This is a genomic window from Bacillus sp. 2205SS5-2 (genome assembly GCF_037024155.1).
Lineage (GTDB): Bacteria > Bacillota > Bacilli > Bacillales > Bacillaceae_K > Bacillus_CI.
This window is the reverse complement of record NZ_JAYKTS010000005.1, coordinates 65,703-90,610: the sequence shown is the minus strand read 5'-3', so window position 1 is coordinate 90,610 and position 24,908 is coordinate 65,703. Positions and strand designations below refer to the sequence as shown.

At 36.9% G+C, this 24,908-nt stretch carries 31 protein-coding genes; 19 read left to right on the top strand and 12 right to left on the bottom strand.

Going from position 1 to position 24,908, the window contains the following annotated elements:
* Positions 1-40: 40 nt before the first annotated feature.
* Complete coding sequence (gene pepF, locus U8D43_RS05230) at positions 41-1,861, top strand: oligoendopeptidase F (protein WP_335869955.1); 1,821 nt, start codon at positions 41-43, stop codon at positions 1,859-1,861.
* A 127-nt stretch (positions 1,862-1,988) separates the two neighbouring features.
* Here pepF and U8D43_RS21160 read toward each other — a convergent pair whose 3' ends face one another.
* The 5 genes from U8D43_RS21160 to U8D43_RS05210 all read right to left on the bottom strand — a co-directional run bounded on the left by U8D43_RS21160 (position 1,989) and on the right by U8D43_RS05210 (position 5,639).
* A complete protein-coding gene (locus tag U8D43_RS21160; protein ID WP_503627036.1) occupies positions 1,989-2,120 on the bottom strand; it encodes a hypothetical protein in 132 nt (43 codons plus the stop codon).
* Positions 2,121-2,586: 466 nt separating this feature from the next.
* Entirely contained in the window at positions 2,587-3,450 is an 864-nt protein-coding gene (locus U8D43_RS05225; protein WP_442893558.1) for a ClpXP adapter SpxH family protein, read from the bottom strand.
* Positions 3,447-3,848, bottom strand: coding sequence for a globin domain-containing protein (locus U8D43_RS05220; RefSeq protein ID WP_335869953.1), 402 nt, complete (start codon positions 3,846-3,848; stop codon positions 3,447-3,449). Before U8D43_RS05220 ends, U8D43_RS05225 begins: the two co-directional genes overlap by 4 nt.
* 575 nt (positions 3,849-4,423) lie before the next feature.
* The gene (locus U8D43_RS05215) at positions 4,424-5,041 is read right to left on the bottom strand and encodes a lytic transglycosylase domain-containing protein (RefSeq protein WP_335869951.1); all 618 of its coding nucleotides are present in this window, start codon (positions 5,039-5,041) and stop codon (positions 4,424-4,426) included.
* Positions 5,042-5,054: 13 nt separating this feature from the next.
* Complete coding sequence (locus U8D43_RS05210; RefSeq protein WP_335869949.1) at positions 5,055-5,639, bottom strand: CYTH domain-containing protein; 585 nt, start codon at positions 5,637-5,639, stop codon at positions 5,055-5,057.
* A gap of 319 nt (positions 5,640-5,958) precedes the next feature.
* Here U8D43_RS05210 and U8D43_RS05205 point away from each other — a divergent pair, with 319 nt between their 5' ends.
* From U8D43_RS05205 to U8D43_RS05190, 4 genes are read left to right on the top strand one after another with little or no spacing between them, the layout of a single operon-like run.
* Positions 5,959-6,330 (top strand): UPF0738 family protein, encoded by a 372-nt coding sequence (locus U8D43_RS05205; protein ID WP_335869947.1) that lies wholly within the window; start codon positions 5,959-5,961, stop codon positions 6,328-6,330.
* Between the two features lie 28 nt (positions 6,331-6,358).
* The gene (gene yjbM / locus U8D43_RS05200) at positions 6,359-7,003 is read left to right on the top strand and encodes a GTP diphosphokinase (RefSeq protein ID WP_335870150.1); all 645 of its coding nucleotides are present in this window, start codon (positions 6,359-6,361) and stop codon (positions 7,001-7,003) included.
* A gap of 39 nt (positions 7,004-7,042) precedes the next feature.
* Positions 7,043-7,840, top strand: coding sequence for an NAD kinase (locus U8D43_RS05195; RefSeq protein ID WP_335869945.1), 798 nt, complete (start codon positions 7,043-7,045; stop codon positions 7,838-7,840).
* A gap of 15 nt (positions 7,841-7,855) precedes the next feature.
* Positions 7,856-8,749 carry an RluA family pseudouridine synthase gene (locus U8D43_RS05190; protein ID WP_335869943.1) on the top strand — a complete coding sequence of 298 codons (894 nt, stop codon included), beginning with the start codon at positions 7,856-7,858 and terminating at the stop codon, positions 8,747-8,749.
* Positions 8,750-8,760: 11 nt separating this feature from the next.
* On the opposite strand, the gene prpE is transcribed toward U8D43_RS05190, so the two are convergent.
* Positions 8,761-9,510, bottom strand: coding sequence for a bis(5'-nucleosyl)-tetraphosphatase PrpE (gene prpE / locus U8D43_RS05185; protein ID WP_335869941.1), 750 nt, complete (start codon positions 9,508-9,510; stop codon positions 8,761-8,763).
* A gap of 435 nt (positions 9,511-9,945) precedes the next feature.
* On the opposite strand from prpE, the gene mgtE reads away from it, so the two are divergent.
* The gene (gene mgtE, locus U8D43_RS05180) at positions 9,946-11,325 is read left to right on the top strand and encodes a magnesium transporter (protein ID WP_335869940.1); all 1,380 of its coding nucleotides are present in this window, start codon (positions 9,946-9,948) and stop codon (positions 11,323-11,325) included.
* Between the two features lie 21 nt (positions 11,326-11,346).
* The gene (locus U8D43_RS05175) at positions 11,347-13,206 is read left to right on the top strand and encodes a monovalent cation:proton antiporter family protein (RefSeq protein WP_335869939.1); all 1,860 of its coding nucleotides are present in this window, start codon (positions 11,347-11,349) and stop codon (positions 13,204-13,206) included.
* A gap of 148 nt (positions 13,207-13,354) precedes the next feature.
* Here U8D43_RS05175 and U8D43_RS05170 read toward each other — a convergent pair whose 3' ends face one another.
* Positions 13,355-13,480: a hypothetical protein gene (locus U8D43_RS05170; RefSeq protein WP_335869938.1), complete on the bottom strand. Its 126-nt coding sequence runs from the start codon at positions 13,478-13,480 to the stop codon at positions 13,355-13,357.
* Positions 13,481-13,741: 261 nt separating this feature from the next.
* On the opposite strand from U8D43_RS05170, the gene fabI reads away from it, so the two are divergent.
* Both fabI and U8D43_RS05160 read left to right on the top strand, forming a co-directional pair.
* Positions 13,742-14,512: an enoyl-ACP reductase FabI gene (gene fabI, locus U8D43_RS05165; protein ID WP_335869936.1), complete on the top strand. Its 771-nt coding sequence runs from the start codon at positions 13,742-13,744 to the stop codon at positions 14,510-14,512.
* A 424-nt stretch (positions 14,513-14,936) separates the two neighbouring features.
* Positions 14,937-15,416 carry a CotO family spore coat protein gene (locus U8D43_RS05160; RefSeq protein ID WP_335869934.1) on the top strand — a complete coding sequence of 160 codons (480 nt, stop codon included), beginning with the start codon at positions 14,937-14,939 and terminating at the stop codon, positions 15,414-15,416.
* Between the two features lie 38 nt (positions 15,417-15,454).
* Here the strand turns inward: U8D43_RS05160 and U8D43_RS05155 are convergent, their stop codons facing one another.
* Positions 15,455-15,928 carry a CotY/CotZ family spore coat protein gene (locus U8D43_RS05155; protein WP_335869932.1) on the bottom strand — a complete coding sequence of 158 codons (474 nt, stop codon included), beginning with the start codon at positions 15,926-15,928 and terminating at the stop codon, positions 15,455-15,457.
* Between the two features lie 129 nt (positions 15,929-16,057).
* On the opposite strand from U8D43_RS05155, the gene U8D43_RS05150 reads away from it, so the two are divergent.
* From U8D43_RS05150 to U8D43_RS05105, 10 genes are all read left to right on the top strand, one after another.
* Positions 16,058-16,414, top strand: coding sequence for a DUF1360 domain-containing protein (locus tag U8D43_RS05150; protein WP_335869931.1), 357 nt, complete (start codon positions 16,058-16,060; stop codon positions 16,412-16,414).
* 407 nt (positions 16,415-16,821) lie between these two features.
* Positions 16,822-17,301: a YhcN/YlaJ family sporulation lipoprotein gene (locus U8D43_RS05145; protein WP_335869930.1), complete on the top strand. Its 480-nt coding sequence runs from the start codon at positions 16,822-16,824 to the stop codon at positions 17,299-17,301.
* 13 nt (positions 17,302-17,314) lie between these two features.
* On the top strand, positions 17,315-17,785 hold the full coding sequence (spoVAC, locus tag U8D43_RS05140; RefSeq protein WP_335869929.1) for a stage V sporulation protein AC: 471 nt from the start codon (positions 17,315-17,317) through the stop codon (positions 17,783-17,785).
* Positions 17,786-18,802: a stage V sporulation protein AD gene (spoVAD, locus tag U8D43_RS05135; RefSeq protein ID WP_335869928.1), complete on the top strand. Its 1,017-nt coding sequence runs from the start codon at positions 17,786-17,788 to the stop codon at positions 18,800-18,802.
* A 14-nt stretch (positions 18,803-18,816) separates the two neighbouring features.
* The gene (gene spoVAE / locus U8D43_RS05130; protein ID WP_335869927.1) at positions 18,817-19,173 is read left to right on the top strand and encodes a stage V sporulation protein AE; all 357 of its coding nucleotides are present in this window, start codon (positions 18,817-18,819) and stop codon (positions 19,171-19,173) included.
* A 13-nt stretch (positions 19,174-19,186) separates the two neighbouring features.
* Positions 19,187-19,876 (top strand): DUF421 domain-containing protein, encoded by a 690-nt coding sequence (locus U8D43_RS05125; RefSeq protein ID WP_335869926.1) that lies wholly within the window; start codon positions 19,187-19,189, stop codon positions 19,874-19,876.
* 84 nt (positions 19,877-19,960) lie between these two features.
* Entirely contained in the window at positions 19,961-20,092 is a 132-nt protein-coding gene (locus U8D43_RS05120) for a YjcZ family sporulation protein (protein ID WP_335869925.1), read from the top strand.
* 449 nt (positions 20,093-20,541) lie between these two features.
* Positions 20,542-20,799 (top strand): sporulation-specific transcription regulator SpoVIF, encoded by a 258-nt coding sequence (gene spoVIF, locus U8D43_RS05115; protein ID WP_335869924.1) that lies wholly within the window; start codon positions 20,542-20,544, stop codon positions 20,797-20,799.
* Positions 20,800-20,948: 149 nt separating this feature from the next.
* Entirely contained in the window at positions 20,949-21,218 is a 270-nt protein-coding gene (locus tag U8D43_RS05110; RefSeq protein ID WP_335869923.1) for a hypothetical protein, read from the top strand.
* A 26-nt stretch (positions 21,219-21,244) separates the two neighbouring features.
* The gene (locus U8D43_RS05105) at positions 21,245-22,147 is read left to right on the top strand and encodes an MBL fold metallo-hydrolase (RefSeq protein ID WP_335869922.1); all 903 of its coding nucleotides are present in this window, start codon (positions 21,245-21,247) and stop codon (positions 22,145-22,147) included.
* On the opposite strand, the gene U8D43_RS05100 is transcribed toward U8D43_RS05105, so the two are convergent.
* The 4 genes from U8D43_RS05100 to U8D43_RS05085 all read right to left on the bottom strand — a co-directional run bounded on the left by U8D43_RS05100 (position 22,129) and on the right by U8D43_RS05085 (position 24,895).
* On the bottom strand, positions 22,129-22,815 hold the full coding sequence (locus tag U8D43_RS05100; RefSeq protein ID WP_335869921.1) for a DUF421 domain-containing protein: 687 nt from the start codon (positions 22,813-22,815) through the stop codon (positions 22,129-22,131). The genes U8D43_RS05105 and U8D43_RS05100 overlap by 19 nt on opposite strands.
* Before the next feature lie 331 nt (positions 22,816-23,146).
* The gene (locus U8D43_RS05095; protein WP_335869920.1) at positions 23,147-23,569 is read right to left on the bottom strand and encodes a GNAT family N-acetyltransferase; all 423 of its coding nucleotides are present in this window, start codon (positions 23,567-23,569) and stop codon (positions 23,147-23,149) included.
* Between the two features lie 2 nt (positions 23,570-23,571).
* Positions 23,572-24,090: a YjcG family protein gene (locus tag U8D43_RS05090; protein ID WP_335869919.1), complete on the bottom strand. Its 519-nt coding sequence runs from the start codon at positions 24,088-24,090 to the stop codon at positions 23,572-23,574.
* A gap of 82 nt (positions 24,091-24,172) precedes the next feature.
* A complete protein-coding gene (locus U8D43_RS05085; protein WP_335869918.1) occupies positions 24,173-24,895 on the bottom strand; it encodes an alpha/beta hydrolase in 723 nt (240 codons plus the stop codon).
* Between the last annotated feature and the right edge of the window lie 13 nt (positions 24,896-24,908).

Sequence of the window (24,908 nt, the reverse complement as noted above, 5' to 3'; positions counted from 1 at the left end):
CGAGAATGTACTATGTAGGAAACATAGAAAGGATGAGTAGATGACTAGTCAAACAAAAGGTAAAACAATTCCAGAGAGACAAGAAGTACCAGTTGAATCAACTTGGAACTTAGAAAATATTTTTTCAACAGACTCAGACTGGGAGAATGAATTTAAAGAAGTACAAAATCTCGCAAAACAAGCACAGAAACATCAAGGCACTTTAGGAAATAGCGCAGAAGATTTATTTCGTGCACTTCATTTTCAAGACGAAGTAACCGAGCGTATGGGCAAATTATATACATATTCACATATGCGCTACGATCAAGACACGACTAATTCTTATTATCAAGGATTAGATGATCGTGCCAAAAATTTATTCACCCAGATTTCAAGTTACTTTGCCTTTATGACACCAGAAATTCTTGCTATCGACGAAATCAAGATTCAAGAGTTTTTGATTGAGAATCAAAAACTTCGTTTATATGAACACTCGTTAGAAGAAATTAACAAGCAACGTCCACATGTGTTGACTGCAGAACAAGAAGCACTGCTTGCTCAAGCATCTGAGGTAATGGGGAGTGCTAGTAATACATTTGGGATGTTAAACAACGCAGATTTAGAGTTTCCGATCATAAAGGACGAGAAAGGGGAAGAAATTCAAATTACTCATGGTCGCTATATTCGCTTTCTTGAAAGTGATCAACAGTCAGTACGTAAATCTGCGTTTGAAGCGGTGTATGATACGTACGGAAAGTTTAAAAATACCTTTGCTAGCACGTTAAGTGGGTCAATAAAAAAAGATAACTTTTACGCAAGAGTTCGTAATTATGATTCTGCTCGTCAATCGGCACTCTCAGCGAATCAAATTCCAGAAACTGTTTACGATCAATTAGTGAGTACTGTAAACGATAATTTGCATTTACTCCATAGATATTTAAAGCTACGTAAGAAAGTTTTAGGAGTAGAGAAGCTTCATATGTATGATTTATATACTCCACTTGTCACTGATGGAAAAATGGAAGTGACATATGATGAAGCAAAAGAATACATCTTAGAAGGATTGAAGCCTTTAGGGGAGGAATATCAAGCTATTCTTCAAGAGGGGTTTGCAAATCGTTGGGTTGATGTCGTTGAGAATAAAGGGAAACGTAGTGGAGCGTATTCTTCTGGAACCTATGGTACTAACCCATATATCTTGATGAACTGGCAAGATAATGTGAATAATATGTTCACTCTCGCTCATGAATTTGGTCATAGTGTTCATAGTTACTACACAAGAAAATCACAGCCATATCCTTATGGAAACTACTCAATCTTTGTCGCTGAAGTTGCCTCAACATGTAACGAAGCATTATTGAATGACTATATGCTCAAAACAGTTGACGATGAAAAGAAACGATTATTTTTACTTAATAACTATTTAGAAGGCTTTAGGGGAACGGTGTTTAGACAAACGATGTTTGCTGAATTCGAACATAATATTCATCAAAAAGCACAAGACGGTGAAGCATTGACGGCTGATATGCTGTCAAAAGAATATTATGCCCTAAATAAAAAATATTTTGGTGAAGAAGATATAGAAATCGATAAACAAATCGAATTAGAATGGGCGAGAATACCCCATTTTTATTACAATTATTACGTGTATCAGTATGCAACAGGGTTTAGTGCAGCCACCGCACTAAGTAAACAAATCATTGAAGAAGGACAACCTGCAGTTGACCGCTACGTTGAGTTTTTAAAAGCAGGAAGTTCAGATTATCCAATAGAAGTATTGAAGAAAGCCGGAGTCGATATGACGACCGCGGATCCAATTAAAGATGCTTGTAAAGTGTTTGAACAAAAATTAAATGAAATGGAACAACTGTTAGAAAAATAATAAGGAAAAAACAGGGCATATTTGTATAAGCCCTGTTTTTTTGTTGTAAAAATGCTGACATCTGAATCTGAAAATACATGGTTTACAACTTGATTTAGCTGCTGACCAACCCACTCCCCTTTTCTTGTTATCTATAAAATCGGTTTCTATGGTTTAGGAAATATATTGCAAGGAGGAGGATGAAAAAAAATAATGGAGATGTAATATACAACGGAATCAGTTCCAAAAGTCCAAGAAAGTGTAAACCAAATCCTAGCACAAACAACAAGGAGAGAAAGGAGATTTTTAGCTTGTTCAAAATGAATTCACACTCCTGCTAGTTCTCATTATTAAAAACTCTTTTCGAAAATCACCTTATTAAAAGGTGTTCTTAATTATTTATTCAGAGATATTTGGACAAGATAGTCAGGATTATGGCTAGGTTAGAAAATAATTAATTAGCCACTGAAATGAGGCAAGCTAAATATCGGATTTCTATATTTAGTATGTTGAAAGTGCTTACAGTATGACAGCTTTTTGACAATATTGAGAAAGAGTATAGATAGGCTTGTCAGAGGATAAAAATCATGCTATATTATGAGTGTGAAGTTAATCACAAACAAACATATACCCCTTTGTTTGACCGTGAAAAATTTCTCCCATCCCCTTTGTTCGTAATTTGAAAAGACCTCTTAACTGAAAGTTAAGAGGTCTTTTCTGTACGTGTAAATATTTTTTGAAATGGACTAATAGGCAATGGATTTCCAAAAGTCACCGTATTTAGCTGGGATTTTTCGGATTTTTTGTTGTAATAGCATTTTCTTTAATTCGCGTTCTGCATCGGTTAGAGATAAGTCATAAACTATGGCTACTTCCGTTGTAGCGACTAAATGATAATAACTTACAAATTCTTCAAGTGGAGGAGGTGTCTGTTTAACAGGTGCAATATTAAGCATCTCTTCTAAAATTTGTACATACACTTCGTAATTATATACTCCTGAAATTTTTAATCCTTCCTCGTCAATATTTTCGTTAAAAAAAACAAGAGTCGGACTTTCACTAACCTCCATCTCACTTGTAATCTTTAAGTCGCATTGGAAGGCCTTAGATGCAGAATTCGAATGGATATCTTGTAGAAATTCATCAGAGTCAATATTTACTTCATTAGCACAAGATAGTAACACTTCTAATTCTGAAATATTTCGATTTTCTAAGAATATCACTTCTTGTAATCTTCGTAAAAATCGTATCCCAGCTTTCTTTCCTTGAAGTTCAGCGGCTTTAATCGCAACAGACGCGAGAAAAGGAGACTGAATCGGTTTTTTTAACCATACGTCACTATCGCAGCTCATCCCTGAACGACTCGCTGTTTTATCCCATTTATCAGCTAGGTCTTGAGTTCTTTTTCCAAATGAATTGAGGCTTTCCAGTCGTGCACTTAACACGTAACGGATTCGAAAGTACTGGCCATATTCAATTTGTAACTTCTTTAATAAGGGTTCTAATGACCAGCAATCTGAACAAAGTGGGTCAACAAACATATAGATTTCTATAGGTCTGTTCTCAGTTGCACACATCGCTTGATGAAAAGAATGAAAGGACTTTTTCAAAGGTCTTCACCTGATTTCGGTTCTGGGCTATTAACCATATGATGGGCAGTTAATGCAAGTCTTGAGAAAAAGTCTTTTTTGATGGTTTCATCAAGTTCAACTTCATCCATCGCAGCTGCCATGCATCCGATCCACGCTTCTGCCCTGGAGGGTGTAATGGTATGAGGCAGATGTCTTGCCCTCATCATTGGGTGACCATGTTCATCTGTATATAAAGTTGGCCCACCTAAGTATTGAGTTAAGAACTGTTTTTGTTTCCTAGCTGTCTCAGTCAAGTCTTTTGGAAAAATGGGAGACAATTCAGGGTGACTGCTTACTCGTGAATAAAAAGCATCAACGAGCATCGAGAGTTTTTGTTCGCCAATACTATCAAAAGGCGAGGTAAATTTCTCGACCATATAACAAGCTCCTTTTTCTTAGAATGTATTTTTATTTTAGCAACAGTGCTAGCATAATACAAACAACTCGTCTTTATACCTATATTATTAGAGTTCTAACTCAAGGCTCATTTTGTATCCATTGTTGCTATTAGTTCATCATTTTGGGTAGACATTTTATTCAGCAGATATTGAATGTAAATAATTAATAAGGGCTGTTTTTGTAAAGATTGTGGCTTTTCGAATTGGCCCTCAATTCGTGATGGAGCATGACTTCGGGCATCATTTCGGATCATTTTAAACCAGAAATGAGGTAAGAAAAGAGTGTTTCTATCCTTTTTTGTATGTTACAGCAACATAGTATGCGAAAAGAGCATGAATAAAAGATGATCCGAAACCAAGTTAGGTCAAAATTTCTCGACTAACACATAAATAACAAATATTCTGAAAAAACATCAAATTTAAACGGGTGAGCTAATTTTGCTCACCCGTTTAAATTTGATGGCTCTTTTTCATTAATAAGTTCAATTTCCTCAATGTATTGGTCCCCTAATTTATGATGGGAAATTAGGCAAGGCGGGGGCTCTAACTATCGATTACGATAAATAATGGTTCATGACTTTTTTAACATATGAAAGTGTTTCTTTAAAAGGGGGGATGCCCTCGTATTTATCGACATTACCTGGTCCAGCATTATAAGCAGCAAGAGCGAGTTCAGTGTTTTGATCATAGCGGTCCAGCATTTGACGTAAATACTTACTACCACCCATTATGCTTTGCTGCGGATCCAAAGAATTAGTCACGCCCAAACCTCTTGCCGTAGAAGGCATAAGCTGCATTAAACCAGTTGCACCTGCTGAACTAATCGCATTAGGATTAAAATTAGATTCTTGTTTTATGACTGAGGCAATTAATTTCTCCGGTAAGTGATACTTGGCGGAGGCTAGAGAGATTTGCTCGTCAAAATCTTTAGAATAAGTTATTTTGCTCGTCGTTACGGCTGTGTTAATTGATTCAAAAGGTTTATTCAGATTCTGTAGTTGGTTATATACGGCACCGAATGTTTGCTGAGATGAAGGTCCTGAATTTGAAGACATCAGAGCGGATGATAATATGTCTTCAAAACTAGCAGTGTCCTTAGCAGAACTATTTGGTGAAGAGAACCCTTTGAGCGCTTGAAGCTCCATCATTATTTTCATGGCTTGAATATTCATAGATAGCTCCTCTTTACAGTTGTTTTTTTATTTTTGCGAGAAAAAATCGTTTAATTTTATTATGGGTTTGGCGTGTCGGAATATTTAATTCTCTTAAAAGTGTGAGGAAAACAGTTTTTCCTTCTTCAGGATCTTGAACTTCATATTCAACTTCATAATCAATTTTGGACAGATAATGACTTTGATCGAAAAATAAGGTTCCTCTTTTATAGTTTACTTGCGCTCGTTTCGTTTGTAATGAACCAAAATATGTAAAACTATCAAGTGGCAGAGAAATCGATTCTAATGCTTCTTTCACTTGGCCTTGTGGTATAAGACCATAATCAAGCATTTTTTCTTTTTCTTCGTTTGTCAGTGGTTGATGGGTTTCAAGTATGCCTACTTCTAATGGTTGTTTTAAAGTGAGAATATGCTGATGATTCTTTGTCCGAATTCGTATAGCACACCCTTTTTCCTTTAAAAAGTAGTCTTCTGTGTCAAAGTAGAAATTTTCTTGAGTTGAAAATTGTTCATCAGATACAGAAAAATGACGTAAGAGTAGATTAAATTCCTGTTCGTCTAATAAATTTTTGTATTCTATTTCAATTTCTTGATTCATTATACAACTTCCTTTCTATGTAACATACCTCATTTAAATATAAGGTAAATTTACCGGAAAAGAAACTCTGCCTAAAAACAGAAAAAAACAATTTATGCCCCTAAATAAAATGCCTGCCGCCTCAGAGCAGCCACTTCCGCATTTCTTGATCCAGTTGCAGTGCTTGCGGCTCGGGGTCAAATGAATAACCCTCCAGCGATGCAGGCATCACCTCCGAGTTCTTCATTTGCCTGCCGCCGCAGGGCAGCCACTTCCGCATTTCATTGGTTTTTATGGTAGAATAGTGGTGGATTTACTGTTTGGGAGGAGAATTAGAAAAATGAGGAAAAAAATTCATTTAACGAGTGCTGAAATCAAGGATCAACAATTAATTTTATATAGTAAAGAAGAGGTTGACTTCAATGCTTTAAAAGCAACCGAGCAAGTGATTGTCGATTCTGATCAATTTTCTTTTGTTTATTTAGCAGAAGATAATGATGATTATGTATACATATATGTAACAAAAATCGTTTGGGAACAGTTGAAAAATGCACTTGATAAGAACTTTAAGATAGTCGCATCATCAGGTGAAACCGAATTAATTTTATCGAATATTGAAGAAGAACTTACCTATTTAGTAGGGAATATTGAAGGAAATAGTAACTATGGAGACGAATTTGTTCTTGCAGTTGAAGAAAATTTCATTAGATAGAATGTTGGGTTTAACGAGGTGATTGTTGGTGAAACATTGGGATCAATTTTTAGCACCCTATAAACAAGCGGTCAATGAGTTGAAAATTAAGTTAAAAGGAATGAGATCTCAATTTGAGTTTGAAGATTCACATACCCCGATTGAATTTGTAACGGGTCGTGTAAAACCAATAGCTAGTATTTTAGATAAAGCCAATCAAAAAAATATTGAGCTAGAAAATTTAGAAACTGAAATGCAAGATATAGCCGGAGTTAGAATGATGTGTCAGTTCGTGGATGACATTCATGTAGTAGTTGAACTGCTGAGAATTCGGAAAGATTTTAAGATTATTGAAGAGCGAGATTATATTTCCTTCAAAAAACCTAGTGGTTACCGTTCTTATCATGTGGTCATCGAATACCCTGTTCAAACTATTTATGGAGAAAAACGATTATTAGCGGAAGTGCAAATTCGAACATTATCCATGAATTTTTGGGCAACAATTGAACATTCTCTAAACTATAAGTATCGAGGACGTTTTCCAAAAGAGATTGAAAAAAGATTGCAAAGAGCCGCTGAAGCTGCTTTTCGACTAGATGAAGAAATGTCGTTGATTCGGGAAGAAATTCAAGAAGCTCAAGCCTTCTTCTCTAAGAAAAAGGAAAATTCTACCGATGAACGAAATGCAAAATAATGCAAAAAAAAACAGATCTTATGGAAAAGGGTGTATTGAATGAAATTCGCCATTACGACCAAAGGGGATCAAAAATCGAATACATTAATGCATAAAATGAAATCCTACTTACTCGATTTTGACTTGGAATTTGATGAAGAGCAACCTGATATTGTTATTTCAGTAGGTGGGGACGGAACGTTGCTTTATGCCTTTCATCGCTACAGCTCACGATTAGACCAAACGGCTTTTGTAGGAGTTCATACAGGGCATCTCGGCTTTTATGCCGATTGGGTGCCAGAAGAAATTGAGAAACTTGTCATTGCTATCGCCAAAACTCCGTATCAAATCATTGACTATCCATTACTTGAGACGATAATACGGTATCAACATGGCGGAAGAGAAACTAGGTACCTGGCTCTAAATGAAGCTACAGTGAAAAGTGTTGAAGGAACATTAGTTATGGATGTTGAAATTCGGGGACAACACTTTGAGCGGTTTAGAGGAGATGGACTTTGTGTGTCAACACCTTCAGGTAGCACCGCTTATAATAAAGCGTTAGGTGGAGCTATCATTCACCCTTCACTCCCAGCCATTCAACTAGCGGAGATGGCTTCAATTAACAATCGTGTATTCCGTACGGTAGGTTCACCGCTTATTTTACCGGCTCATCATACCTGCATGCTTAAGCCAGTTAATGAACCAGATTTTCTAATCACGATTGATCATTTGACCTTGCTTCATAAAGATGTGAAATCGATTCAGTATCGAGTAGCAGATGAAAAAATACGATTTGCCCGGTTCCGCCCATTTCCATTTTGGAAGCGAGTTCATGACTCATTTATTGCTGAAGAGTAAGAAGGAGAGTATAGGTTGAAAGAAAACTACCAATTATCATGGGTTGTTTGCGAGAATGATGATGAGAATATACTTCGTTCTTTCTTAATAGAAAAAGGAATATCCAAACGAGCCTTAACGGCTATTAAATTTTCAGGTGGGAAAATTGAGGTGAATGGAGAAGAGGAAGATGTACGCTACAAGTTAAAGTGCGGCGATACTCTTTCTCTCACATTCCCAAGTGAAGTGAGAAGTGCGAAGTTAATCCCTGAAGAACTACCCCTTGAAATTATTTATGAGGATGAACATTTGCTGGTTGTTAACAAACCACCTTTTATGAACACCATCCCTTCAAGGGAACACCCTTCTGGAAGTTTAGCAAATGGTCTCATACACTATTATGACAAAAAAAAAATCAACGGCACAATTCATATCGTAACAAGATTGGATCGTAATACTTCTGGTCTACTATTAATTGCTAAGCATAGCTATGTACATTCATTGTTAGGTAAATGTCAGCAGAATGGGCATATCACAAGAAAATACGAAGCTCTCGTACAGGGGAAGTTATCAAAGCCAAATGGGATAATTCAAGCGCCTATTGGTAGAAAGGATTCTAGCATCATTGAAAGGGAAGTACGGCAAGATGGACAGTTCTCTTGTACTAAGTACCATCTCCTATCCCAGTTTAACAGTTATGCTCATGTCTCGTTAACGTTGAGTACAGGACGAACACATCAGATTCGCGTACATATGAGTTATATCGGACATCCGCTACTTGGAGATGATTTATATGGTGGAAAGAAAGAGGATATTCATAGGCAAGCCCTTCACTCTAAAGAACTAACCTTTTATCATCCAATTTTTCAAAAAGAACTGACCTTCACAATAAGTCTTCCTTCTGATATGAATTCTCTTATATTTAAATGAAAAAAGCCGTATTATTCCCGGCTTTTTTCATTATAATCTTTAAATTTTTCTGGCACATAAGGCATGGATGACTGGACGCTAACCGTTTTTAGCTCCGGATAGCGAAAAGCGGTTAGTTTTCCTCCGAAGACGGCCCCTGTATCAATGTTTACTGTTTTATTTACATATCTAGGTATTTTCACGGGTGTATGACCATACACTATCCAAGCACTTCCTTCGTAATTTTTGGCCCAATCTCGTCGGACAGGGGTCCCATCAGAATTTTTTTCACCCGTGATGTCACCGTATAAAACAAACGTTTTTACTGATTTTGTATTCCTTCCAATGTCTGATTCATTAATACCGGCATGGGCAATTACTAACCGACCGTTATCAAGCACTTGATAAAGAGGATTTTGTTCATATAATTCTATGAACATAGATCGATATTTGTCTTGTTCTTGAGTTGTGAATGATGCTAACTCTGCGGTTGTCGTTTCTAGTCCGTGGATAATTTTTATAGGATTACCTGAAAAATATCGGTATAATTTATTGCAATGATTTCCAGGAGCATAGAAAGCAGCTTTTGCTTTCCAAAGTTGATATACAGTATGAATCACCTTTAAGGACGAGGGGCCACGATCCGTGAGATCGCCGACAAAAGCAAGTTTTCGTTCAGAGTGAAGCGGAATCCCATTTTTCCATGAGTACCCTAATTCTATGGTTAGTTGTTCAAATTCATTATAACAACCATGAATATCACCAATTACATCAATTTTCATCCAATACCACCCTCTTTCAACCTATGGAATGCCTTCTTCATTACAATACCCATTGTTGAGAGGAATAACAGGACAAATGCAAAAAGATTTGCTAGTATAAGGTGAAACTGTCATCTTGAGATGCGGTCTTCAGCAAAGGCTGTTTTCGGAGTCGGGTAGATACCGTAAAAAGATTGTTATGGAATCCCTTGTATTAGTATTTATTAAAACGAAATCAATACTAATACAAGGGGTTCCACCGATAATTTAATGATATAGTAACATTTAATTCCAAAAAAGCCCCACTTTAAGATGGTGAGTAGAACCAATCGGGTACTTACTGGCACTATATTCTATTGAAAAGAATACAAAGATGGAAATAGTATGGTATGAAAAAGTGATAGTAGAGCCAGTTTGTAAAGGTATCATGGTGCAGCCCCGAAAGGAGTATATAAAATGGTAGATCTAACAGAAGAAAATACAAGTGGCTCGTTCATTGATAAAGAGCTTTTGTATACTGCTTTATTACAGGATGATATAGACACATTTAGAGCAGAATATATGGAGCTTCATCCTTATGACCAAGCAAAATTCTACTTATTGACAGAAAAAAAATTGCGTCTCTATATGTACCTTTATTTGTCACCTCTTGAAATGGCTGAAGTGTTTGAACATCTGGAGCTAGAACAAAACGAATATGAAAGTTTGTTAGCAGAAATGAGTCCACAGTATGCTGCAGATATGTTGTCACATATGTATGCAGATGATGCAGTGGACGTTTTAAATGAACTTGAAAAAGATCAAGTGGTTAGTTATTTAACCATCATGGATGATGAATCTGCTCAAGAAATAAAAGACCTTTTGCACTACGAGGAGTATACAGCTGGTAGTATCATGACGACGGAGTTTATTGCCATTTCAGCCAACCAAACGATTCGTTCAGCTATGTATATTTTAAAGAATGAAGCTCCAAATGCTGAAATCATTTATTATGTGTTTGTTATTGATGAAGAGAAACATTTAGTTGGTGTCATTTCTTTACGAGATTTAATCGTCAGTCATGATGATTTGATGGTATCTGAAGTGATGAGTGACAGAGTAGTTTCCGTTTCAGTTGGGGAAAATCAAGAGTCTGTTGCACGTATAATGAGGGATTATGATTTCTTAGCACTCCCCGTTGTGGATTTTCAAAATCATCTTCTCGGAATCATCACAGTAGACGATATTATGGATGTAATGGAAGAAGAAGCCTCTGATGATTATTCAAAATTAGCAGGTGTGTCCGATATGGATACGGGGGATCGAAATGCGATTAGTGCGGCGAAAAAAAGATTGCCTTGGTTAATTATCTTGCTGTTTTTAGGGTTAGTTACTGCAAACTTAATTTCAAGGTTTGAAGAAACGCTGAACAAAGTAGCCATATTAGCAGTATTTATCCCATTAATTGCAGGTATGGCTGGAAATACTGGGACACAGGCACTAGCTGTTTCTGTCAGAGGCATCGCAACGGGTGAGTCGGATAAAGAGAGTAAATGGCAGCTTGTTAAAAGAGAAGCAGGGACCGGAATTATTACAGGTGTTTGTTGTGGTGTTTTGCTTTTTCTATCAGTATCGATTTGGCAAAAAGATATCTACTTAGGCATTCTTGTTGGAATCTCTGTACTTGTGTCGTTGTTTGTAGCAACGTTGGCTGGTTCATTAGTTCCACTTTTAATGCATAAGTTAAAAGTGGATCCTGCGGTTGCCTCTGGACCGTTTATTACCACCATCAATGACATTATTTCTATTTTTATCTATTTTGGTATCGCAACAATATTTATGAGCTATCTAATATAAGAAAGAAAGGGGAGAAGGATAATGGAACATCATGCATCCCTCACTTCCTTAGTTATCGTAATTATTATCGCTTTTGTTACACCAATATTATTACATCGCTTAAAGCTAAACTTTATTCCCGTCGTCATCGCAGAAATCATAATGGGATTGATTATTGGTAAAAGTGGGCTGGATGTTGTTCAGCCGGACATGTGGCTTGAAACTCTCTCTACACTTGGATTTATTTTTTTGATGTTCTTAAGTGGTCTTGAGATTGATTTCTCTACATTCTCTGGAGAACATACGAAGAAGAAGTTATCCAATGGCAAAGACGAGCCCAATAGACTGTTTGTGTCTACCATGGTATTTGTAGGGATTTTCATTGTGTCTTTAGGATTAAGCTATCTATTTGTATTTGCTGGCCTGATCGACAATGCCTTTTTGATGACCTTGATCATTTCAACAATTTCATTGGGAATTGTAGTTCCAACTCTTAAAGAGGCGAATATCTCGAAAAGTCCTATTGGTCAGACAATTCTTCTTATTGCAGTAATCGCTGACTTAGCAACGATGATCTTATTGGCTGTTTTTGTCTCCATTTATGGTGAAGGTCACGGAAATATGTGGTTGCTGCTCGTGTTATTTGCAGTTGGAATCTTGCTATACTTCATGGGGAAACGTTTTAAAGACTTACCATTGTTGAAAAGCCTGGCTACAGGAACTGTACAAATTGGGACAAGAGCGATATTTACTTTAATTATTGTCCTAGTGGCCTTATCTGAAAGCGTCGGAGCAGAGAATATTTTAGGAGCGTTTTTGGCGGGGGTACTTGTCGCCTTGTTAGCACCAAACCAAGAGCTAATGCATAATTTAGATTCTTTCGGATACGGATTTTTAATTCCGATTTTCTTCGTAATGATTGGCGTAGAGTTGGACTTGTGGTCCCTATTATCAAATGAAAAAATGCTCTTACTCATCCCATTGTTACTTGCAGCGTTTTTTCTATCGAAGCTTATCCCAGTCTATTTACTACGCATTTGGTACGACCAAAAAACGGTGTTATCATCAGCTTTTTTGTTAACATCTACTTTATCCTTGGTCATTGCCGCTGCAAAAATTGCTGAGAGAATAGATATGATTACACCTGAAATGAGTGGGACATTAATATTGGTTGCAGTCATAACCTGTGTTGTTACACCCATTTTCTTTAAGAAGCTATTTCCAAAAGAAAGCGTCCAAGAAAAACAGTTACGCGTTGCATTTATCGGAGCAAATCAATTAACAATGCCAGTCTCAAGGGAATTGAAATCCTCTCTTTATGATCCGGTATTGTATCACCGCAAGCTAAATAAAGTAGACGGGAATATATCAGATTCTTTATTTGAGATTCAAGAAGTGGAAGATTTTGATGTGAGTACCTTAAATTCACATGGTGTGTTTGCCGCTGATATTGTTGTCATCTCGACTGGAGATGATGAAGCCAATGCATTGCTAGCGGTATCTGCAAAGCAAAAAGGCGTAGATCGCGTAATTGTCAGAGTAGAAAGTCCAGACTTAGAAGATGAGTTAAGAGATCAGGGAATTGAAGTATTCTCCGTCTTTTTATCGACAAAAGCTTTATTACGAGCACTGATTGAGTCACCATCGGTAATGAATATTTTTACCAACCAAGAGACGTCATTATATGAAATCAAAATGATGAATATTCAATTTGAAGGAATGTCTCTCCGTAAATTTCCTTTTGCTGGGGATGTTATTTTTGTTCGAATCTTCCGAGGAAAAGATTCAATTGTGCCTCATGGAGATACAGAGTTGCATATTAATGATCGTTTAATCGTGACCGGTTCAAAGGAATATGTTGATGAATTAAAACGTGAGCTTGAATTTTGTGAATATTGTTAATAAAAGAAAAGGATTGTAAGGTTTCATCACCTTTACAATCCTTTTTTACATGTTAAACGTCTGGTCCATTCTTAACCAAAGAAATGAATTAGTGCTTCATGAATCAACTATCCGTCTTAGGAATTAATAAGGTAGCGAGCGATCTTAGTTAATCATTTGACCCCGAGCCGCAAGCAACTGCAACTGGATCAAGAAAAGCGGAAGTGGCTGCCCAGGGATGGCAGGCATCTGGCAGAACACGTAGTGAAGCCTGCTTCACGTAGTGGACTGACATTTGACCTGAGTCCCTAGCCACTGCAGCTAGATCCGTCTGTTTTTGATAGAAATCAACAATGAAGTGGAGGATTTAGTCAAAAATCAGATGAAATAGCCACAATGTATACGAAAAGAGCCTTAAATTAAGAGAGAGCCTCACATTTACCATGGAAAGGAAGAATAGAGTGAGTGGAGCATCTTGAGGTCTATTGACCAGAAATCGAAAATAAAGTAAAATTAGCACTAGCTATTAATAACACATTATATAAGGAGGATACAAATGACTCTTTCACTTACTGGAAAAACATACGTCATCATGGGAGTAGCGAATAAGCGTAGTATCGCTTGGGGAATTGCTCAATCCCTACATGAGGCTGGTGCTAAATTAATCTTTACATATGCGGGTGAACGATTGGAGAAAAATGTTGCTGATCTCGCCTCAACATTAGGGGATGATTCACTTGTCATCCCTTGTGATATTACGAAGGATGAAGATATACAAAGTTGTTTTTCGATTATAAAAGAAAAATGTGGAAAAATAGATGGGATTGCTCACTGTATTGCATTTGCAAAAAAGGAAGAGCTTGAGGGCGACTTTGTCGACACGACGCGCGAAGGTTTCCTATTATCTCAAAATATATCTGCCTACTCCTTAACAGCGGTTGCAAAAGAGGCTAAAGAGTTAATGACCGAAGGAGGAAGTATTGTCACATTAACGTATTTAGGTGGAGAAAAAGTTGTTTCCAATTATAATGTGATGGGAGTAGCGAAAGCTTCATTAGAAGCAAGTGTGAAATATTTGGCTAATGATCTTGGTAAGTATGGTATTCGAGTCAATGCCATTTCAGCAGGGCCAATACGTACTTTATCAGCTAAAGGTGTAAGTGATTTCAATTCCATCTTAAAAGATATAGAGGAACGTTCTCCGCTGCGCAAAAATACAACCCCTTCAGAAGTTGGGGATACGGCAGCCTTTCTATTTAGTTCCATGTCTAGGGGAATAACAGGGGAAAATATTCATGTTGATTCAGGTTATCATATTTTAGCATAAGGAAAACAGTCGCTTAGAACTAGACATAAAAATTAGTTTGAAATCTATCCATTCTTGTTTTAATAAGAGGCTGTTTTCGCAAAGTTTGTTGCTTTTCGTATCAGTTTATTATCTTGATTTAGCTTTGTTTCGGGCATCATTTCGTCTATTTTTGATGGAATTCAACTGTGAAATGGAGGATTTAATCAAAAATATGATGAAAAAGCCACAATGTATACGAAAAGAGCCTAATAAGAAAACCCCCATTGCTTTTAAAGAAGCAATGGGGGTTTTCTATTGATATGGTGGTCAATAATAGGATGTATTTTCATGATACCCTAAAATGTACGAGTATATTCATCAAAAAAAAGATATTTATGTTAAAAATCAATTCACCTGTGCATAGACTAATTAAGGGAAAGTACATCTAGAGGGAGGGAGAAATGTGAAGAAAAAAACTAAACAAAGAAGAGAGCCCTTATTATATCTCCATCAGCCTAATTTCCAAGAATCCGAAGTGAATATGCAAAGTGTTTATTCTTCGAAAAATTCGAACACATTGCCAATTCACAAAAAAAGTAAGTCTGGAAAAAAAGAGAAGGAAACTGAACATTTTGCCCTTACAGAGGTGATGAATGAAAAAATTGACACTGAAATGGCTGATTCAACCACTGAGAAAATATCCCCCTTTCAGCCTGTAAAGCCCTTTAAAGATATGACAGTAGAAGAAAAGCTACAACATTTAAATCGTTTCAAGAACGGGAGAGCCCCATTTCCTTGTGAGTTCGTAACCCTCGACCAATCGCACCGAGGAGTATTGGTGAAGTACGAAGGAAATACGATTGAAATAAAGCCATTTCAAGGCGAAAATATTGTTTGTAAGAGAAGTGATCTATCGGCTATTCATTTGATAGGTCTTTCGTAAAAAAAAGCTGGTCGGGGTGTCGACCAGCTTAATTCAAATTAGTCACAGATATCCAAATCAACATCGGCAATACATTGTACAGCGCAGAAACAGCTTAAATCGACTGTTATACAGTTGTTCGTACGAATAAAGGTATCAATGTCACATAAATCACCTTTGTGGTCGCAATGTTTTTCCAAATCAACTGCAACTAGTACTCTAAGTGTTGCACAACAATTATCAAATACATCTTCTACGCGGAAGAAAACTGATTTACCTGATATGCATTCATCTCTAAAATTTCTACGATACAATCCTTTAAATAAATCACCATCTTTTAATGTAAGTGTAAAAACACGAGTATCCGCATTTGGTCTACGCGTTGGGGCAGCCAAATTGCCTAAGGGTTCTAAGAAACAATTTGTAGTACATTCTAGACAGTCGTCATCAACTGCGTTGTCTTGTATGTCTTTAATTGCACGAAGCACTTCACAAACACAGCTTTCTCCGCGATCTTTATGTCCACAGCTCATCTTGTAGGCCTCCTTATGAATTTATTTGTTTACATTATTAACATATTGTCAAGCGCCCGAATCAGTAACAGGCAAATGCCCATTTCTAGAAAATAGGCTATGGTGAATCTAATAAAAGGGGAGAATGAATTGGAGATTAGTTGGCTACAATTGTTCGTTTTGAGCGTGGCTTCATTCCGGTTAACAAGGCTTCTTGTGTATGATAAAATCACTGAGTTTATACGTACTCCATTTTTTAATGAAGTAAAAGAAACAAATGATCAAGGAGAAGAGGCAATATATCTTATACCAAAACCAATGGGAATTCGTCGTTTTCTAGGTGAATTATTAAGTTGTCATTGGTGCACGGGAATATGGTCGGCTGCGGTACTTTATGGACTTTATGTGATTTTCCCTTTTGTTGCAATTCCTATCGCTATTATCTTAAGTATTGCAGGAGTAGGGGCACTTATCGAAACCGTCATACAGGCACTGATTCAAGAGTAGTCCAATGAACAAGCTACATTCTCTAATCATAGTATGTAGTAAACCTCATTTTTGGGAGGTTCTCATGCTCTCCAGTCCTGATAGATCTTTCCTTGGAAATCTTGTATATTCATCGTTTGAGTGCAAGGGAATCGTCAAAACAGAAGAAGGTTTCACTCTTCAAATCAAGGGAGGAAGAAACATGAAAAAACAACAACAAATAAAACCTCTTCTAAAAAAACCAATATTCAAGTCTCCCAGCCAAACAAAGAAACCTGGCTGTGGTTGTGGGAAAAAGAAAAAATAGGACAAAACCGTATCATCTAGAATGATGCGGTTTATTTTTTTTGAAAAAAGCAAAAAAATAACATAAAAATGGACGAATTGAAAAAAATAAGAACAAGTATTGAAAGGGTGGCGGTATTGGTATGAGGAAAACTGCAAAAGTGTTGATGATTATTTATATGCTGGGAATGGTGAGTGGGTGTGAAGAGAAGGAATCGTTTGACGATCATAAAAGTAATACAGCTTTAATTAAGATAATCAATCCTTCACCAGTCAACCTATCAGATAATAAACAAGGCATATCAACTGCTCAAAAAGTAAAAGATGAAGTAGAAAAAATAGAAGATCTCTATGATGTTGCGATAATAGAAGGAGATGAAACGATATTAGTGGCGTATAAAGTAAAACATTTAAAACGTTTTACAATGAAGAAGATCGAAAAAAAACTAAATAAGATGCTTGAAAGTCAATTCTCACAAGAGGAGTTTATCGTTTCCTCTGATTATAAGATTTTTCTAGAGGCTGTTCGACTGAAGGAAGATATGAAAGATGGAGAGCTCTCAAAAAAAGAAGCTAATGATCGATTTGAAGAAATACTCGATTTAACTGAAAAACTAGCATAGAAAGGAGCAGAACATGCCGAAGCAACCAAAGTCACCGGAAGAAAAATATTATGAAAAACTCGAACAAAAGCATGAAACGAAACGACCCATTTTAATTAATTGCATCAAAGCGTTTTTTGTAGGAGGGGTTATTTGCATAATAGGACAAGCGATATCCTATTTCTACATTTATTATTTTAACTTTACTGAACAAACGGCTGGAAACCCAACGGTTGCTACCATGGTATTCATTGCGATGTTGTTAACTGGTTTTGGAGTATATGATCATATCGGTCAATTTGGAGGGGCGGGTAGTGCTGTACCTGTTACTGGATTTGGGAATGCGGTAATATCAGCTGCGATTGAACATCGCACCGAGGGACTAGTATTAGGGGTAGGGGGAAATATGTTTAAATTAGCTGGATCTGTAATATTATTTGGCGTATTTTCAGCCTTTATTGTGTCTCTAATAAAAACGGTTTTAATTGAGTTAGGGGTAATTTAAATGAAAAGTGGCAATCATACTTGGGAGTTCAGTCAAAAACCAGTCATTCTTTCAACTGGAGTTGTAGGAGGACCGTTCGAGAAGAAGGGAGCTCTAGCACAAGAGTTCGATTCATTTTTTGATGACTTGTGGATGGGAGAAGATTCTTATGAAAAAGCCCATCGAGTATTAATTGAAACGGCAGTGTCAACCGCTTTAACGAAAGAGAAGCTAACCTCTGAAGATATACAGTTTTTTCTATCAGGAGATTTAATTAATCAAATTACGCCTTCTAGCTTCGCTGCCCGAACCAATGTTATTCCATATATAGGGCTGTTTGGAGCATGTTCCACATCAATAGAAGGATTAGCTCTGGGCTCATTTATTGTAAACCATGGAGGGGCAAAATACGTGGTGACGGGGGCAGCAAGTCACAACTGCGCAGCCGAAAAACAATTTCGCTATCCAACAGAATATGGGGGACAAAAGCCTCCTACCGCTCAGTGGACTGTAACGGGAGCTGGCTATGCTGTTGTCGGAAACGGAACATTAGCCACTGGAATGCAACCTCGCGTCACCTCCGCTACCATTGGTAAGGTAATTGACATGGGCATAAAAGATCCTTTCAATATGGGAGGGGCAATGGCTCCAGCAGCGGTTGATACGATTGTTCAACACTTACATGATCGAGGAGTTTCTTCAAGTTATTATGACCTAATTATTACGGGTGACTTGGCTAAGATTGGCAGAGAAACGGCGATGGAGCTTCTAGAAGAAAAAAAGGTACATGTGAATGCCGACCAATTTAAAGACTGTGGACTGTTGATATATAACAGTGATCAGCCGGTTCAAGCTGGAGGAAGCGGACCAGGTTGCTCAGCAACGGTACTGTACGGGCATTTGATAAATGAAATGAAAAAAGGAACCTATAAAAAAATCTTAATGGTTGCGACAGGAGCCTTACTTTCGCCACTTAGCTACCAACAGAAAGAAAGTATTCCTTGTATTGCTCATGCTGTCTCAATTGAGTTCACGTAAAAGGAGGAATCACCATGTTACCGATGTTCTTTTGGGCATTTGTTGTGGGAGGGCTGATTTGTGTAATTGGTCAATTGCTATTTGATGTGGCTAGGCTAACACCAGCGCATACATTAAGTTTATTTGTTGTTGCAGGGGCAATATTAGACGGTCTTGGATTATATGAGCCACTTATTGATTTTGCTGGAGCGGGAGCGACGATCCCGATAACAAGCTTTGGAAATGCGCTGGTTCATGGCGCTATGCAAGAATCCGAAAAACACGGACTGATTGGAGTCCTAACAGGGATGTTTGAAGTAACAAGTTCAGGAATATCAGCGGCTATTATTTTTGCTTTTATTGGAGCCCTTTTATTTAAACCGAAAGGATAAGGAGAACATTTCAATGCCGGGGTATATCGAGGTAGCCTTAAGAAGCATCTTCATAATTATCGGGTTGTTTGGCATTACTAAACTACTGGGAAAAAAACAATTGTCTAAATTATCCTTCTTTGAATACATTACAGGTATTACCGTTGGAGATATCGCTGGAACTATTTCTATGGAAAAACAACTTGATTTATTGGAAGGTCTTACTTCTTTGATAATCTGGTCTTTATTTCCTCTTTTAATATCAATAATCGGACTACATTCACCGATATTTAGACATTTTGTCGAAGGCACTCCAACGGTTTTTATTGAAGATGGTAAAATTAAAGAAAAAGCATTAAGAAAAGAGAAATATACAACGGATGAACTATTGGAACAACTACGTAAAAAAAACATATTTAGGGTCGACGATGTTGCGTTTGCATCATTAGATACAAATGGAGATTTAAGCATTATGGTAAAAAGAGAAAAACAGCCCTTGTTGTACGAGGACTTGTTTCAACTTAAGGAAGTACCTTCTCCACCACAAGCTGTCATCAATGATGGAAGAGTCGATCAAGAAGCACTCAAAAAAGTGGGCTATTCGGTTTCGTGGTTAGAAGAGGAAATTGCAAAACGTTCACTAACTGTAAAGGATATCTTCTTAGCGCAGTTGGATAAGAATGGGAAATTATCATTTGATTTATATGATTGGTCAGATAAGTAAAGAATTGTAGTTCTTAGCCCAACCAAGATGCTACATCCTACATATTATAAAAGTAACCTTAATGTGAAAGTGAGGTGACTATGTATGTATGGTTACGGTGGATATTGTTGTGGATATGGTGGTGGCAATGTCGGTGGATACGGTGGAGGTTCTACCTTCGTATTAATCGTCGTGTTGTTCATCTTACTAATTATTGTTGGAGCAAGTTTTTGCTAATTATTATTAGGCTGTTTCGCAAAGAATATTACTTTTCGAATTGGAATAAATCAGTGGATTTGCACGACTTCATGCTCTTTTCCTAATGAAAAGCTCTTCATTACTAGGCGGAAAGTAGGAAACCAATCAAAAAAACTTACTTGCCTGTTTTTTCTTTGTTTCAAGAGCAACAAAGTATACCAACGGGGCTATCAAAAAGAAGAGGCTAACAGGTAGGGCACTGAAAAAGTGACGTTTTTAGAGAAAAAAGAAGCCAAGAACCTACTACATATAGGTCCTTGGCTTTTTAAATTTCTGGATATTAATGAAAACCTTCAGCTAATAAAATAAAAGCTACTTTCTCAGTTGCCTCAACAAGTCTAATCTTATTTTTATCAGTTTATTAGAGAATGCACGTTTTTCTTCTCGTTTCATAAGATGCTAGTAGTTTGATGAGGAGGAGAACTAACATGGAAAATAATTTTTTTAAGAATATTGAAAAAAAAACCGGTGTAAATATGAACGATATTCTTGAACTTGCAAATTCATTACAAAATGCTAATTTTAAAGACGAAAAAACGGTACGTCAAGTTGTTCAAAGGGTGTCACAAATCGCTAATAAAAAAGTACCAAAAGATGTAGAAGATAAGCTGGTTAAATCCATTGTTAATGACGGAAAACAATTAGATATAGGAACCATATCCAAAATGATCAATCAGAAAAAATAGAAGTTTGGACCTGTGAAAAAAATACAGGTCTTTTTTCTTATTTTTTGAAAATCCCTTATATAATTGTTCAGGGAATCGTATTTCATAGTAAGGGAACTGTTTAAGTAATATTAGTATCGGGAAAAGGAATGAAAAGGAGGAAGAAGAAAATGGGCTATATTTTACCATATCCTAACTATCAATATCAGAAGTACGCCGAGAGAGTAAATTCTCATCAATATGACCCATTCAACATCATGGCTGTATCAAAGATATCATTAAGAAAAACAGCTCAGGAAAACCAACAGGAACTTCAAGAGGATTCACTGCAGCGGAAAACTACATTCAATTCTTCACATGCAGCAAAAGCCGGCCCAATCCCTGCCTATTTAGTTGCTGAAGTAACAGGAAAAGGCAAGCATGTTAACGAATATATATAGAAACATGCTCAAAGGGAGGTTTACCTGTGAAGTTTATTCAACTTACCCAAAATGTCTATTACTTTCATTCGGCAGTAAACATTGGTTATATAACAAAAGACGGAAAAGGCTTACTTATTGATACTGGTATTGATTCATCTGCCATCAAAAAAGTCATAAAACAATTGTCCGAGCAGAATCTACCACTCGATTTCGCTTTGATTACACATGCTCATGCCGATCATATGGGTGGCGCAAAATTTCTAAAACAATTAAGAGATGTTGAACTTTATGCACCGGATTTTGAAAGAGCGATTATGGAGAATACTCTCTTAGAGCCCATCTACCTTTGGAATGGAGCAGAACCGTTAGAAGAGTTGAAAAATAAATTTTTACTTGCGCCTTCTGTAAGGCTAGATGCTTCAATTCCAGTGGAAGACTTTGTTAACATTGGTCCGTTTACCCTTAAGACGCATTTTTTACCCGGCCATAGTTATGGACAAGTGGGTATTTCATATGAAAACATCCTTTTCGCAGCAGATGCCTTTTTTGGACAAGATGTCCTTCATAAACACAAAATTCCTTTTATTGTGTCGGTTAAAAACACAATGAATTCGTTACATAAATTGATGAAAACAAACTTTGACGGGGCAGTCCCAGGTCATGGTTTATTTGAAGAAAACTATATCGAAACGGTTTCTAAAAATTTGGCACTACATGAATCCATACTTACCGAAATTTCTGAACACATTCAGGAAAAACAAGGCGTTTCATTTCAAGCCTTACAACAATACATCCTCAGTAAGAAAAAAATTGAAGTCCCCCATTTGACGAGCTGGCTACTATTTCGAACATCGGTTACAGCTTATGTAACGCACCTAGTCGATAAGGGCCGTTTCCAACTAACAATACAACAAAATGAGCTTATGGTTTATTGTTTAGATTCATAGCCTTGAACAAGTAATTTTTGATTCTCGATATACTCTACATACAGCACCTCTTGAGGTGTGTGAAACCCATGAGATTTGATTTGTTTTAGAAGCCAATCTTTGTTCTTGTCTGCAATTTTAAGATTATCATAAAGAATTTCTCCATCTAGGATTAAGGAGAGGGGGAGGAAGGGAGAATCAGGTGGTAAATGTAAATCCTTTTTTTGAACGACATCATAAAGGGATTTTTTTAAAACACTCACTGAGCCATCAGATTCAAGAATCGCATACTCACATTCCCCAACAGAAAATACACCTTTGTTGCGCAACATATGCTGTAATTGGTTTAGATCGAGATGGTTTTTTTTTAATTGTTGAAAATCAATCTTCCCATTCTGGATAATAATAGCGGGTGTGCCTTCGATGAAATGACGAAATAGTCTAAATTTTTGTGTAAGGTATTCAGTTATATAAATCAATATTCCCCATAAGGACACAGAGAAAATAATTTCTTTTAATCCTGAATCGGCATCATATAAGGCATTTCCAACAAGCTCTCCCAATATTAAAGCCGAGATAAAATCAAAGGCAGTTATTTGATTGATTTGAGTTTTACCCAGTATTTTCGTTAAAATAAATAAAGAAATAAAGCCGACAATGAGCTCTACTCCTATGCTGCTGAAATTCATTTGCATTCTCCTCAAAGGTATCTCTCAATTTCATTATCGACAAATGAAGTAAGAGACATACGCAGAAAAAAGGCGATTTACATAGAAAAAACGGACACTCAAGAAGGAGTCCGCATTTTTTGGTATGCAATTTTGATGAAAATTGATATTTTTCGAGTAGAAGTGATAATTTTATATAGATAATGTATCAAGAAATCACACGAAAAAACCATCATTTCAGTTTTTTCGTGTGTCAGGAGCAACAAATTTTACGAAAAGAGATTACTTGAAAAATAAGAGAGCACGAGGGATAAATAATCTTCTTTTCTAGATCTGGGCACTAGCGCTATCCTTAAGTGCAGTTCTTTTTCATCGTCTTATGTGGGATACCGGCATCTAAAAACTCACCAGACACTACTTCATACCCGAGTCTTTCATAAAAAGGGATTGCCTGTACTTGGGCATTTAATTTTAATGAGGATGCTCGGGGCTTTGCATACTCTTCAATGGCATTCATTATCATAACGCCGGCCCCTTTCCCCCGGTAAGAAGAAAGCACACAAATACGTTCTACTTTGCCGACCGCATCAACTAATCGGAAGCGGCCTGCGCCCACTGGCTGCTCTTCGTCATACAAAACGAAATGAGTGCTTTTTGTTTCCAATTCATCAATTTCTTCTGCTTCAGAGACACCTTGTTCCGATACGAAAACATGTTTTCTCACGAAAAAAGCATCCTGTAATTCATTTTCGCTTCGTACAATATTCACCTTCATATCTAGCAGTCCTTCCCTAGGCGAAATGTTTCATGAACAGTCCAAGAACCGTTTTCAAGCTGATATAGGAGATGGAAACGATCAATCATTTCCTCTTGATTCACATCTAGCATTCTTAATGATCCATACACATCTGAGTGTTCGTCATTGGAAAGCCCTTGTGCAATAGTGATATGAGGAACAAAGGAGTATTCAGGTAATTCTCCTAACATATCTGGACCATGCATGGCCTTATGTAATGTCTCGAGTTCACTAGTAGGTTCAACTTTCAAATAAATAACATTGTTGACTGGTTGAAATGAGCTGATTTTTGAGACTTTTAAGGAAAAAGGTTCATGTTGATTACTAATTTTTTCTAATTGTTGGCTAAGTTGCTGAATTTGCCCTTCATTCGCATCAAATCCATTCTTAAGGGTGATGTGAGGAGTAATGAGTGCGTAATGAGGGTCATAACGCTTTCGGTAAGAGTTTGCTTGATCTTGTAACTTTTTGGATGGAAAAATAACGATGCCGTAATTCATTCAAAAACCTCCCCGATTCTAATTGATTTAATTGTGTTATTCAATATTATAGCAAAGTTTTTTGAAGATTATAATAGTAGGTTTATAGCATCTTTTTTAATGCTCTTTTTAGATCAGGTTGCCAGTACTTCCAGGTGTGATCTCCATCAAATTCATCGTAAAAGTAATTGAAGCCTTTTCCTTTCATTAGCTCATTCAGTTTTCGATTAGGGGACAAGAAGTCCTGTGTTGTCCCTACTGTGGTTTTCACCTCTGTTTCACCAAGCCCAATAATATGATAAATATCGAGAAGGGACGGTTGTGAAAATTCATTTGCAGCCGAAAACACTTTTTCGTCTACATAAGGAGATTGTAAAATGACTTTACCGAATGTATTAGGATATCTTAACGCTGTTAAAAAGGAAACCGTTGCACCTAATGAATCCCCAATTAAGATGCGACCTAGTCCCATCTGATATGTTGGATAGATTTCATCTAAAAAGGGAACTAGTTCGTGAGCGATGAACCTGATATAGTTCTCGTTTTGCTCACCATCAGGATGATAGTAACTTCTCCGTTGCTGCACACTTTTATAAGGAATTCCAACAATGATGGTATTCTCTATTTCATCGTTTTCTAGTAATTGATCGGCTAAACGGGGTAAACGTCCTAATTGAAAATAATCCTTTCCATCTTGTGCAATGAGAAGGGAGTATTTATATAAAGGAGTATAGTTTGCTGGTAAATAAACAAGTAAAGAGATTTCTTCTTGTAAGCAAGAACTGAAAATAGTTTGTTCTTCGACGGTACCTCTTGAAGTTGACATAAAACATCCTCCA